The sequence below is a fragment of the Pseudoalteromonas sp. SR41-7 genome, assembly GCF_014163935.1.
In the GTDB taxonomy this organism is placed as follows: Bacteria; Pseudomonadota; Gammaproteobacteria; order Enterobacterales; family Alteromonadaceae; genus Pseudoalteromonas; species Pseudoalteromonas distincta.
Genome location: NZ_JACJEF010000001.1, coordinates 129,097 through 142,291 on the forward strand (window position 1 = coordinate 129,097; position 13,195 = coordinate 142,291).

Annotated in this window: 13 protein-coding genes; all 13 read right to left on the bottom strand. The window is 40.6% G+C overall.

Features of this window, described 5'->3' with window-relative positions:
• Positions 1–228: 228 nt before the first annotated feature.
• Positions 229–1,482, bottom strand: coding sequence for a flagellar hook-associated protein FlgL (gene flgL / locus H5092_RS00640; RefSeq protein ID WP_182732718.1), 1,254 nt, complete (start codon positions 1,480–1,482; stop codon positions 229–231).
• 2 nt (positions 1,483–1,484) lie between these two features.
• A complete protein-coding gene (gene flgK, locus H5092_RS00645) occupies positions 1,485–3,488 on the bottom strand; it encodes a flagellar hook-associated protein FlgK (RefSeq protein ID WP_182732719.1) in 2,004 nt (667 codons plus the stop codon).
• Position 3,489: 1 nt separating this feature from the next.
• Positions 3,490–4,506 (bottom strand): flagellar assembly peptidoglycan hydrolase FlgJ, encoded by a 1,017-nt coding sequence (gene flgJ, locus H5092_RS00650; RefSeq protein WP_182732720.1) that lies wholly within the window; start codon positions 4,504–4,506, stop codon positions 3,490–3,492.
• A gap of 172 nt (positions 4,507–4,678) precedes the next feature.
• Positions 4,679–5,773: a flagellar basal body P-ring protein FlgI gene (locus tag H5092_RS00655; protein WP_182732721.1), complete on the bottom strand. Its 1,095-nt coding sequence runs from the start codon at positions 5,771–5,773 to the stop codon at positions 4,679–4,681.
• Between the two features lie 11 nt (positions 5,774–5,784).
• Positions 5,785–6,468 carry a flagellar basal body L-ring protein FlgH gene (gene flgH / locus H5092_RS00660; RefSeq protein WP_002959418.1) on the bottom strand — a complete coding sequence of 228 codons (684 nt, stop codon included), beginning with the start codon at positions 6,466–6,468 and terminating at the stop codon, positions 5,785–5,787.
• A gap of 16 nt (positions 6,469–6,484) precedes the next feature.
• On the bottom strand, positions 6,485–7,273 hold the full coding sequence (gene flgG, locus H5092_RS00665; protein WP_002959420.1) for a flagellar basal-body rod protein FlgG: 789 nt from the start codon (positions 7,271–7,273) through the stop codon (positions 6,485–6,487).
• 21 nt (positions 7,274–7,294) lie between these two features.
• A complete protein-coding gene (locus H5092_RS00670) occupies positions 7,295–8,038 on the bottom strand; it encodes a flagellar basal body rod protein FlgF (RefSeq protein WP_024589964.1) in 744 nt (247 codons plus the stop codon).
• Between the two features lie 157 nt (positions 8,039–8,195).
• Positions 8,196–9,563 carry a flagellar hook protein FlgE gene (flgE, locus tag H5092_RS00675; RefSeq protein ID WP_182732722.1) on the bottom strand — a complete coding sequence of 456 codons (1,368 nt, stop codon included), beginning with the start codon at positions 9,561–9,563 and terminating at the stop codon, positions 8,196–8,198.
• Between the two features lie 60 nt (positions 9,564–9,623).
• Positions 9,624–10,304 (bottom strand): flagellar hook assembly protein FlgD, encoded by a 681-nt coding sequence (locus H5092_RS00680; RefSeq protein WP_002959427.1) that lies wholly within the window; start codon positions 10,302–10,304, stop codon positions 9,624–9,626.
• Positions 10,305–10,317: 13 nt separating this feature from the next.
• Positions 10,318–10,749: a flagellar basal body rod protein FlgC gene (gene flgC, locus H5092_RS00685; RefSeq protein WP_002959429.1), complete on the bottom strand. Its 432-nt coding sequence runs from the start codon at positions 10,747–10,749 to the stop codon at positions 10,318–10,320.
• Between the two features lie 5 nt (positions 10,750–10,754).
• Complete coding sequence (gene flgB / locus H5092_RS00690; protein WP_002959431.1) at positions 10,755–11,162, bottom strand: flagellar basal body rod protein FlgB; 408 nt, start codon at positions 11,160–11,162, stop codon at positions 10,755–10,757.
• A 145-nt stretch (positions 11,163–11,307) separates the two neighbouring features.
• Positions 11,308–12,138, bottom strand: coding sequence for a protein-glutamate O-methyltransferase CheR (locus tag H5092_RS00695; protein WP_138488696.1), 831 nt, complete (start codon positions 12,136–12,138; stop codon positions 11,308–11,310).
• A 20-nt stretch (positions 12,139–12,158) separates the two neighbouring features.
• Complete coding sequence (locus H5092_RS00700) at positions 12,159–13,091, bottom strand: chemotaxis protein CheV (protein WP_182732723.1); 933 nt, start codon at positions 13,089–13,091, stop codon at positions 12,159–12,161.
• Positions 13,092–13,195: the final 104 nt, after the last annotated feature.

The window sequence follows — 13,195 nt, forward strand, 5'->3', positions numbered from 1 at the left end:
AGGAACCACTGTTCGATAATTTCTTACAGTAAGAAAAGCATTTACTGTGCCAACTTTAATTTATTTTTAAGATGCTGTTTTTATTGATAAATATGACGCTTATTAAATTGTAAATAAATAGTGAAGTGGTTTAGAAGGGAGTGACATTTTTTTGCCGCGGTTTTGTAGCCAATTTTTGCCGCAAAGTATTGCCGCTTTAAAGTAGGTAAAGCGGCAAGGTATTTCTGCTTATAAGTAATCGAATAATGAAAGGTTAGTTAAACGGCCAAAAGTAGCTTGCGATGCTTGCAGTGCCGTTTCTTGTTTGGTTAGTTCGCTAATAGCTTCTGCCATATCAACTTCAACTAAGTTAGAGCGATTACTTTTATTTTGAATATCGAGTGCTAAGTTTGAATCACTTACTCTTTCAAGTGCATTCATACGCCCACCTAAACTTGCTTGGGTAAACACGACTTGCTCACTGGCGTTTTGTAATTGCACTAAGCCATCAGCAAGTACTTGCTGAAAGTCATCACCTTCAAGTGTGCCATCGTTAAGGCCGGTAATAAGTGCTTGTAGTGTATTGAGTACGTTTTCTTTGCCTGGTTTTTCAAGGCTAAAATCGAGTTGGCCTGGTGCAGTGCCTTCAAATTCAATTTTCATACCTGCAAAATCGATAGGCTCATCAGTAACTTCACCTGTTACTGCGGGGGTTAATGCTGCGCCGTCTCGGTATATTTCGTAGGTTTGTGGATCTGTTGCTGTAACACCTGGGCTTACTAATACACTATATGTATTTGCAGTTGCTAGAGCTGTTGGGTCTGCGTTGTAATTTGCTTGATGAAACTTATCAAACTCAGCTTGGCCGTCAACATATACACTTGCCGCTGTAATAGAGCCTGAAACACTTGCCGTGTTAGATTCTACATTTAATCGCGCGTTAGTTTTTTCAAACGTATCAAAGCCGTTATCACTTGCCTTAATTGAAACACCTTCAGCTATAGTTATCTGGTGCTGGCCCTGGTCGCCATTATAGGTGTACTTACCCGCTGCAGAATCAAACTGATACGGCTGCGTGCTGTCTTGATATCCTGAAAATATGAACTTTCCGTCTTCTGAGCGGGTGTTCATTAAGTTAGCTAACGTTTGCTGAATGCCACTAAGTTCTGATGCAAACGTCTTTAAATCATCTTTAGTATATGCACCATTACCTGCTTGAATAGTGAGCTCTTGCGCTTGTTGAATATTACTATTTATGCTTTGTAATACGCTTTCTTCTGTTTCTAGGCGGCCATTCAGCTGATCGATATTTTTAGTATATTGCTCATTCGTTTGTATTTTATTTGAATAGAGCATAGCTTGCGAAATAGCAGCTGGTGCTTCTGAGGTGGTTAAATACTTTTTACCTGTTGTTACTCGCTCTTGAGCATTTGCAACACCTTGTTGGTTGTCGAGTATTTTATTTATGTTGTTTTGGTACATTAAATTATTTGATAAACGCATAATTACCTCGCCGCATTTAATAAGGTGTCAAAAATTTCTTGAGCTGCTGCTAAAACTTGTGCTGATGCTGAGTATGATTGCTGAAAACGCAGTAAATTTGCAGCCTCTTCATCAAGGTTCACACCCGATAACGACTCGTACCATGCCTCAGATTGCTGTGCTAGAGCGTCAAATGCAGCCCCACTTGTGATTGCTTGGCCAGTTATAACACCTATATCACTCACTAATCCTGAATAAGCTTGGTTGAACGTTTTATGGTTATCGGCCGTTGCTGTTGTTTCTACGTTTAAGCGTACTAACTCGCCATTTTGTAAATCAGCTAATTTTAAACCATTACGGTTATCGTCAAAGCCGCCTTCATTAAACTCAAGTGTAAAGGTGTCGCCTGTTGCTGGTGTACCTTCTATATCAAAATCGTATCCGTAGGTATCAAATGGAGCACCCGCTTGCGATAACATTCCTTTTGCAGGAGGCGTAATAGTAAAAGTACTCGTTCCGCTATTATCAGTAATTTGATATTCGTTAGCATTACCTGTTTTTACAAGCGTTATTTCACCGTTTGTTAAGCCTGGTGCTGTAGTAAAACCACCGGAGGTAACACTTGTTACTTCTCCCGCTGAAATAGTAGCGGTACCTATATTATTTAAATCGTTAGCAGTACGGATTGGCGATGCTAGTGCTAAATCTTCTGCGCGCCCTGTTGCAAGTGTAATACTTGAAGCGGCATCTGAATTAAGCTTTATTTGAAATTGATCCCCCTCAACACCTACCCCAGATACATTTACTTGAAGACCAAATGATTCGCCTGAGGTTATAGTCGATGAATCAATAACACCTGACGATATATCAGCAAGTGAAGGCTGCCCTAACGGATCGCCTTTGTTATCTATAGGCTGAATACTTACTTCGTTGGCATTGCCTGTATAGGTAATAATAAAGTCACTGGCAGGAAGTTCACTGCCTTTACCTGGCTCTACCGTTGCAGTCATACCAGCAGTGCCCGTGTTAGCTTGATACGCATATGCGCCAACGGTAGGTATATTAAAAATATTACCCCCTAGCTGACCTGTTGCATCCATACCCAATTTGTTTTGTTCGTTAAATGCATCAGCAATAGCTAAGCCCATTTGACCAATTTGGTTTTGCGCAGGGACTAATATGTCATCTCTAAAAGCAAGTAAGCCGCCAATTTTTCCTTTAAGCTTACTTACATCAACTTCAAGCGGCACAGCTTTGCCACCATTAACGTCAAGCGTGAATTCTTTAAAATTAGGATCAGGATCCCCTGTCATCGAAAATAAGTTAAATGCGCCATTTTGCATAACAACTGCTTCGCCTGTGCCCATAAAAACGAGTTTTTCGCCATTTGGACCATCAAGCGTTTCTATGTCTATTAGCTCTGATAAGTCGCGTATTGCTTTATCGCGTTCGTTATAGGTAGAGCTGGCATCTGCGGCGTTATTAGTGCCATTAACTGCTGCAATATTTTGATTTAGTGTACTAATACTTTGAATGAGTGAGTTTGCTTCATCTGAAAATATTTCGAGCTGCTCGTTTACTATACTTTTTTGATCAAGCACGATGCCCGAAAGCCTATCCATTTGATCAATTAAGCTTTGCGCATCTGTCATCACTAATGAGCGAGCAACAGTAGACGAGGGCTGATTTAGCGCTTCTTGCACGTTATTAAATAAAGAGTTAATACCAGTCGAAAGATTATTCGACTCTTCAGAAAAAATAGTATCAACTCGATTAGCCTCAGTAATAAACTGATCGAAAAACGATTTATTAGAGGTGTCACGATTTAGCTGTGACTGAGCAAACTCGTTTAATAATCGGTATGTTTCGCCTCGCCCCACTTGGTTATCAACCATAGTGGTAAACTCTGTACGCTCACGCACATAGCCTTCGGTATTTACATTGGCGATATTTTTACTTGTCGTTTGCAGTAGCTCCGAGCTTGCTCTAACCCCAGAACTGGCAATGTTCAATAAATTAAACGACATGTTACTCTACTCCTTGGCGGATCACGTTTGCCGCAATGTCTTTTAGCTGACTGCTATTGAGCACTTGTTTTATTTTGTTGGCATAATTTGGATCGGTTGCATAACCTGCTTTTTGTAATGAATCTAAAAAGTCGTTTGGTTTAGCTGTATTTTGTAATGCTTCTTTGTAGCGTGGGTTTTGCGTTAAAAAATCAACGAAGTCGTTCACGCTGTCTTTAATTGAATCGTAGGCTCTAAAGCTGGCTTGTTTTTTAACGGGTGTACCTTGCTCAAACTCAAGCGTTATTTTGCTTGCTTTATCACCTTCCCAGCTTTTATCTGACTTAATATTAAACAAGTTATTTGAGCTGCCACCGTCACTTTTATTAATAATGTGTTTACCCCAACCGGTTTCAAGTGCCGCTTGTGCAACCATTACCGCAGGATTTAAACCAATTTTTTGCGCTGCCGTTTTAGCGTGTTCCCACACTGAACTTACAAACTCTTCTGCATTTTTAAATGTTGGGCTATCGGTTTTAGTCTCTGCAGTATCGACTTTAGGCTCAGCAATATCGGCTTTAGTACTCTTAACGATAAGATCGGGTTGCTTATTTTTTTGCTCATGAGGAAGAGCGGAACCGACTTGTGTATCGCTAAAGATATCGTTGGTTGTTCTAAGCACCGAGCCTGGCATAAAGTTTTTAGACTCAGGCGATAACTGCTGAACTATTAAATCGGCAAGGCCTAACGAGCCATTTGATGAAAGCTCTGTTGAAAGTTGCTGATCGTGCATTTCTTCAAAAAACTTTACACCACTTGAATTAAATGGGCTGTCTTTGTCTTCAAACGCTTCGTTTGCTTTGCGCATTCCTTTGAGCAGCATTTGCGTAAAAATAGCTTCAAATTGTGCGGCCGCTTTTTTGAGCGCAGCTTTAGAGGCATCAGTTGATGCATCGCCACTGGTTAAGGCTTCTTTACGAAGTGAATCTAAGTTGCCTAAATCAAAAAAGTTTTGTTTATCGAGGTGATTAGTTTCCATCGGCTTTTTGACACAAAATGAATAATGCAGTTAAAAATGCAAAAATTGAGCCACTACCGATAAAACAAGGAAGATAAAAATAATAAACTTAAGTTGCTGTAAATAAAAAGCCCTATATCTTGTTTCAAAAATATAGGGCTTAAGTAATACGTTATTTATTGGCTTGAATTATTTATATAACAACTAACTGTCCGTTAATTGCGCCGGCTTCTTTTAGTGCTTCTAAAATAGCCATTAGATCACCAGGCGCTGCGCCTACTTCGTTAATTGCGCGAACTAAATCGTCAAGGCTTACACCTGGATTAAATACAAAGGCGCGCGAGTCGTCTTGGTTTACATCAATAATGCTCTGCTGCGTGACAACTGTATCACCGTTTGCTAGCGGATTTGGTTGTGACACGTTTTGTTGTTCTGCAATTGTTACTGTTAAGCCACCATGAGTTATAGCCGCAGGCTGAAGCTTAACGTTTTTGCCAATGACAATTGTACCGGTGCGCGAGTTAACTATAATTTTAGCGGCCATGTCAGCTGGTTTAAATTCTAAGTTTTCGAGTGTTGATAAATACGATACACGCTGGGATGCATCGCGTGGTGCTATAACACGAATAGAAACAGAATCTATTGCTTGTGCGCTATTTGGGCCAACTAAGTCATTAATTGTTTTTTCTAGGCGTTTTGCCGTCGTAAAGTCTGGGCGGTTTAGGTTGAAGGTAATGTAATCGCCTTGCATAAATGGGCTTTCTACGGTGCGCTCCACTGTTGCGCCATTTGGTATACGACCAACTGTAGGGGTGTTAATTACAACTCTACTGCCATCAAGACCTTGTGCGCCTAGGCCACCGACAATTAAACTACCTTGTGCAATTGCGTACACGTTACCGTCTACACCTTTTAAAAAAGTTTGTAGTAAAGTACCGCCACGTAAGCTGCCTGCACTACCAATAGAAGAAACCGTAATATCTATTGTTTGTCCGGGTTTTCTAAATGCGGGTAATTCTGCATGCACCGCCACAGCGGCAACATTTTTAATTTTAGGACTTTGAGTTGAAGGTAGCGTAATACCAAAGCTGTTCAACATGCCTCTAAAACTTTGTTGTGTATATGAGTTTTGCTCGCCAGTGCCTGGCAAACCAACTACTAAGCCATAACCGACTAATTGGTTAGAGCGTACGCCTTCAACCATAGACACATCTTTTATGCGCTCAGCACTGGCAGTAAACTGCCAACCTAATAACACAACTAAACATAAAGCTTTAAGGCTATTCATGTTGTTACCCTCTAAAATGGAAACAGCGAACTGCTAAAGAAACGTGTAAGCCAACCAGGACTTTGCGCCTCTTGCGTTTGCCCTTTACCTGAGTATTGAATACGTGCATTAGCAATGCGGTTTGATTCAACCGTATTATCGGCGCTTACGTCTTGAGGGCGTACTAGCCCTTCTAAACGAATAAACTCTTCACCGGTATTAAGCGTTAGCCATTTTTCACCGCGTATAACTAAATTACCGTTAGGTAAAACGCGCATTACATTAACCGAAATATCGCCTACTAAGCTGTTTGACTGGTTAGATTTTGAATCGCCCGTAAACGACGAATCACTACCAATACCAAACTGAATGCTGTCACCACCTATATTTACAGGTAGACCACCTAAGCCAATAACGGGATCTAAGCTTGCGTCAGTTTCTTTGTCTGTTTCTGTTTTAGCGGCTTTTGTTGCTTGAGTAGACTCTTGCAATTTAACCGTAATTATATCGCCAGTACGTAGCGCTTTTTTATCAGAATATAAGTCGTTTGATGTATGAGTATTAAACAGTGAACCTGTGGCTACCAGCGGCTCTAAAATAGGCTCGGGGTACATAGGTGCGTAGTAAGGGTCGTCCTGCACTACCTCACTATTTTGCGTAGACATACAGCCACTTAAAAATAATGTGCCCGCTGCAAATAAAATAATATTACGCATAATTCCCCCTATTCTATTAAAGCTGTTGATTGATGTAACTCATCATTTCGTCAACGGCCGAAATTACTTTTGAGTTCATTTCGTAAATACGCTGAGTTTCTATTAGATTTACCAGCTCTTCAGTCACATTTACGTTAGATGTTTCGAGTGAGCCTTGAATAATACTACCTAACCCTTCAACACCAGGATTACCTTGTACAGGCGCACCACTTACAGCCGTTTCGGTATAAAGGTTTTGACCAATTGGCTCAAGACCCGATGGATTAATAAAGTCACTAATAGTCAGCTGACCAATTACAACGTTATCGGCTTGGCCTGCAACACGTACAGATACTTCGCCGTCTTGGGAAACCGTAATTGATTGCGCGTCATCTGGTACATTCATTTCTGGCTGAATAACGTAACCTGCGCCCGATGTTACAATTCGTCCATCGCCATCAGTAGTAAACTGACCATTGCGCGAGTAAGCAATATTGCCATCAGGTTGCAGTACTTCAAAAAAACCTTCGCCAGAAATCATCCAATCTAGTGAGTTTTCGGTGGTCAACATGTTGCCTTGCGTAAACTCTTTTTGGTTAGCTACAACTTTAGCACCCGCACCTAACATTAAGCCCGACGGCATTTCGGTATCTTGCGATGAACGACCACCCGGTTGATTAATATTTTGATAAAGTAAATCTTCAAATATAGCGCGGCTTTTTTTGTAACCTACGGTACTCGCATTCGCTAAATTATTTGAGATAACCGATATATCGGTTTGTTGAGCGTCTAGCCCCGTTTTACTGATCCACAATGCTGGATTCATAATCGTGTCCTCACTTTAAAGTTAAACTATGCGTAATAACTGATCTTGACGCTCGTCAATTTCTTCAGCTGTTTTCATTAATTTCACTTGTAATTCAAATTGGCGCTGGTGGCTTATCATGTCGACCATTTCGTGAACCGGATTCACATTCGACATTTCAAGCGAACCACTTAAAACTTTTACATTGGCAGAGGTATCTACTGTTACATTTGCTTTTGGTCTAAATAAACCGTCGTTACCTTTTTCGAGCTGTGAGCTATTTGCTTCAACAACTCTAAGCGTGTCGATTTCTTCTAAAAAGTTAGCAGGAGCGCCTTGTGGTCGAACTTGAATAGCGCCATCTTGGCTAAACCCTATTTTTTCGACTGGGACGGGTAAAATAACAGGTCCCCCTTCGCCAATAACTTGACGACCATGGCTGGTTACGAGCATACCTTGAGCTGTAATGTTTAACGTACCCACTTTTGTGTAAGCTTCATTACCGGAGGCATCTTGCACAGCAAGCCATGCGTTATCGCTCATTGCGATATCTAAGTCTCGCCCGGTTTGAACAATGCCACCCGATACCATGTTTGAACCCGGACGCTCTTGCATTGAAAATACACGTGTAGGCAAACCTTCGCCAAACGCTTGCATAGAACGCGCCTGGGCAAAGTCAGCTTTAAATCCTGTTGTATTTGCATTCGCCAAATTATTGGCTTTAAGCGCAAGCCCTTGTAGGCTTTGCTTAGCGCCAGAGGCCGCAATGTAGACCATTTTGTCCATAGTATCGACTCACATAAAAAATCTCTGAACTTACAAATGCAAAATAGGTGCCAGATTAAATTTGACGCAACATTGAGAGGTATTTAGAAGGGCTTGCAAAGAGGACTTATAAAAAAGGCTGCAAAAATGCAGCCTCATATATTTAATAGGGTTTAGCTTATCGAATCTGCAAAATACTTTGCTGAATAGTTGAGTTAACTTCAAGCGCACGTGAGTTTGCTTGGTAATTACGCTGTGCAGTAATTAAGTCTACAAGCTCGTTTGTAAGGTTAGTATTTGATTGCTCAAGCGCTGATGAGTTAATTCCACCAAACGTACCCGAACCAGCTTCACCCGCTACAGGTTCACCTGAATCAATACTTTGCTTCCAGCTTGTATCACCCACTTGTGATAACCCTTGTGAATTTGGAAAACGTACCATAGCCACTTGGCCTAGGAATGTTGAGTCACCATTACTGTAAGAAGCGACAATTTTACCGTCTGTTCCTATATCAATTCCGGCTAAACGACCTACTGTTGAGCCATCTTGATCGAGTGCTTTTACTTCAAAACCACTTGAATACTGAGTTGGGATACGTCCTGCTGTGTTATTTTCATCGCGCCAGTTAAGCTCAATACCAGTACCTGGGAAAGTTGCACCATTGTCTAGTAATGTTGATAAACCAGCACCAGAACCCGCTGGTAGTAGTATTTCATCAAAAGTAGTTGTATTTGTATTTGCCACACCACCTGTTGTTGATGGCAAACCACTTGAGTTAAAACCAAGGGTGGTAAGTGGTGTATAAGGCGCGGTTTGTTCTCCACCAGTTGTGGCATCAACTACTTTGCCATCGAGTGTTGCGTATACTTCCCAACTGTTATCTGTACCACCTGCTGCGGCATCATCTTCTTTAGCAAAAAAGTACTGTAAAATATGTGGTTCACCTAGTGAATCATATACCGTTGTTGACGTAGATGAGTTATAAGTACCACTAGATGTTGGGTCAAAAGCAATACCCGGAGCATCTGCTGTTGCATCTAAGTTAAACGACAAAAATACATTTTCTGTTGCGCGAGGTGAACCAGACGAATCAGGGATTTGAATTGGATCAGTTGTGCTCAAACTTACCGACGTTGTATCACCTGTAGATGAATCAACTGGGAATGCTTGTAAAAAGTTACCTTTTGCGTCAACCATAAAGTTATCTTGGTTAAGCTTAAATGCACCCGCACGTGTATATGTTAAATCTTGCGAAGATAAATCGTCGGTCATCGCAAAATAACCTTCACCAGTGATTGCTAAATCAAGTGAGTTATTTGTAAATTGCAGTGAGCCTTGGTGAAACTGCTGCGCAACCATGGTTGTTTGCACACCGTCACCATTTTTAGTCTTACCAGAGCTAAACACTGATGAAGCGTAAACATCGGCAAACTCAGCGCGTGACTCTTTAAAACCTGTGGTATTAACGTTTGCAATATTATTTGCAGTTACGTCTAAATCTTTTTGTGCGGCAGCTAAGCCAGTTAATGCAATATTGAAGCTCATAATTCACCTCTAACCTGTTAATATTTAGCCTGCTGACAGGCGAAGTATAATTAAAATTTATTACGCGATTTCTGCGACGTCTGTCAACCTAACCGCACCTTCTTTAGTGTTAATAATAATGCCACTTGAGCCATTAATATTAACGCTTTCAATGTTCTTAAATGTAGCAATGGGTAAGCTTGAAAATTCACCGTCAGTACTTCCTTCGGCGGTTACTGAGTATTCACCTTCAGGTAAACGCTCACCAGCTTCATTTTTGCCATCCCACGCAAAACGTACCGCACCTGCTGGCTGAGAACCCATATCAATAGTTCTTACTAGCTGACCTGATGCATCAGTAACTTTAATTTTTAAGTTATCAACGGCTTCTTCTGCCACTGCAGAGCCTCTGGCATCACCTGTTTCATTTAAATCCAGGGTGTTTGACTCTAGTAAAGCTTGTTTGCCTACAAGTGTAGATGCTTGCAGTGCTGAATTAGATGTCATTGAAGAGGCTAAAGATTCAAAGTTAGTATTTAAATCTGTAATCCCTTGCGCCATCGTAAAGCTGGTCATTTGAGCAATCATTTGGTCATTATCCGCAGGGTTACTGGGATCCTGATACGATAATTGCTGAGTTAACAAAGAGAAAAAGTCTTCTTGTGTTAACGCATCACTCTCATTATCACTGGTAGCAACTTGTTGCTCTTGCCAGCGTATAGAGTCTAAATAGGATGAAGATGTACTAATATCGTTACTCATAACCTACCCTCGGTTACCGCTGCCCTAGCAACAGTGTTTTACTTAGCATTTGCTTAGCTGCATCAGCAACTTGCACGTTTGTTTGGTAAGAACGAGAGGCAGAAATCATATTTGCCATCTCCTCTACAACATTAACGTTGGGTTTATAGATATAGCCATTTTCATCCGCACTTGGATGGTTTGGGTTATATTCAATTTGTAATGGTGCATCGCTTTCAACAATGCCCAAAACTTTAACACCAACTGCGGAGCCCTGCTGGTTACTTACTGATGCTGAAGCCTTTGTTAGCTCAGCCGCAAATACAGGTTGGCGCGCTCGGTACGTTTTGTCTTGAGATGAACTAATGGTATTAGCATTAGAAATATTACTAGCTGTAGTATTTAAGCGAACGTTTTGTGCGCTCATACCCGAACCTGCAATATCGAAAACATTATATAAACTCATAATTTTTATCCTTGACTACCGAGAGCTTTATTCAGGCCTTTAAATTTGCCACTTAAAAATTGCAAGCTGGCCTGATACTCCATAGCATTCTGTGTATACAAGTTTCGTTCCACTTGTATATCAACCGAGTTACCATCACCAGTATCTGATTGATTTGGCAAACGAAATGATTCTGAACTGCCCATACTATGAGTACCTCCACCAATGTGTTTATCATTAGTTCTTACCATAGTATTGCCGCTTTGCTGGGTTGACCTTGCCGCTTTTAAAGCAGAGGCAAAATCAATATCTTTTGCTTTATAGCCAGGCGTATCAGCGTTAGCTATATTAGTTGCAATTAATTCTGCTCGCTGTGAACGGATCAACATGGCTTGCGGATGCACACCTAATGCTTTATCAAAACTGATAGCCATAACCTTCTCCAAAAAATTGACTTACCCATTAATAAAGCAAAAAATAAGCCATTAATATTAGGGCTTGCTATATTTTTATAAGGCTATGTATCTAAATAGAAAAACGACGCTAGGTGCGTCGTTTTAGGGAAGGAAGTTAGCTTAATTACTTCTTTTGGTAAATAATACCGGGGTTGCACCTAACCATATCAAACTCAGTACTTAGGCCAGTTAGGGACTCTGACGCGCCTAAAAATAGGTAACCGTTTGGATTTAACGCTTGTGCAAACTGGTTAATAATTTTAGCTTTTATTTCAGGCGCAAAATAAATTAGTACATTTCGGCAAAAAATAATATCAAACTTGCCCATTAACGCGTAAGAATCAAGCAGATTTAAATGCCTAAAACTAACTTGTTTTTTTATTGTATCGTTTACTTGTGCCATACCGTTGCCGCTGTCTTTAAAAAACTTTTTACGACGCTCTGCAGATAACCCTCTGGCAAGTGCCAGCGCGTCATACTCTGCATTTTTACACATATCAAGCATGGTATTAGATATGTCGGTACCGATAATTTGTGCCCCCATACGAAGCACACCTGGTTGCTTAGCATTAAATTCAGCAACCGACATAGCTATTGAATAAGGTTCTTGGCCTGACGAACTGGCAGCAGACCAAATTTTTAAAGGCCTTCTTAAATCTTTAAATTCAGGGAAAAGCTTGTTTTGGAGCAACTCAAATGGGTATTGATCTCTAAACCACAAAGTTTCGTTGGTGGTCATTGCATCAACCACAGCGGCTCTTAATTGCCGCTCGTGAGGCCCAAGAGTTTTACTAACCAATTCCGATAAAGATCCCACATTAAATCGAGTCATTAACGGAGCAAGTCGGCTTTTAACTAAATACTGTTTATTTTCACCTAAAACAATGCCGCATTGCTGCTCTAAAAACGAACGAAACTGGTCGTATTCACTTTGCTGCAAATCTTTATTATTCAAGTTAGTAGCACCTATTTTTGTTAATCACAATGAACCCACTTTTTAACCGCTGTTGCTAATTCATCTGGGTTAAATTTAGCAATAAAGTCATCTGCCCCTACTTTTTCAATCATCGCTTGGTTAAAAACACCACTCAAAGAGGTATGCAAAATAACATGCAAAGGTGCAAGTTTGGGATCTGCTTTTATTTCAGCTGTTAAGGTATAGCCGTCCATTTCTGGCATTTCAACGTCTGAGATCAGTAATGCTACTCGCTCTGTAATATCATTATTACAATCAAGCTCTGCTATTTCTTTAAGCCTAATTAAAGCTTCCTTACCATTTTTAGCAAGCTCTGTTTGAACACCTAGCGGCTCTAAGGCTCGTTTAACTTGATTACGCGCAACAGCAGAGTCATCTGCAATAAATACGATACGTTCGCCTAAATCTCTTTGAATATCGCCACTTTGTGCAACTTCAGCACTTACTTCTGTGTTTACTGGACAAATTTCGTTGAGAATTTTTTCTACATCGAGAATCTCGACTAATTCATTTTCGATTTCGGTCACTGCCGTTAAATATGAATAACGTCCGGCGCCTGATGGCGGTGGCATTATTTTTTCCCAATTCATATTTACAATACGTTCAACTCCGCCCACTAAAAACCCTTGTACAGAGCGATTGTATTCAGCAATGATTATGAAGCTGTCTTTAATGTTGTCGATTGGGCGCCCACCTACAGCCATCGATAAGTCGATTACTGAAATAGTTTGACCACGAATATGTGCAACACCACGAATATACGGATTAGATTTTGGCATGCTTGTTAGTGGAGGACATTGCAGCACTTCTCTCACTTTAAATACATTAATACCAAAACGCTGACGCCCTCTGAGCTTAAATAAAAGTAATTCTAGGCGGTTCTGCCCAACCAACTGTGTGCGTTGGTTTACTGAGTCTAAAATGCCTGCCATTCAAATCTCCTAAAGAAAACAAATAATACGGAACGATAATTGCTTTCTATTTATAAAGCTACATAACATCGCGGGTGCGTCTACTTTTTGACGCAAAATATTTA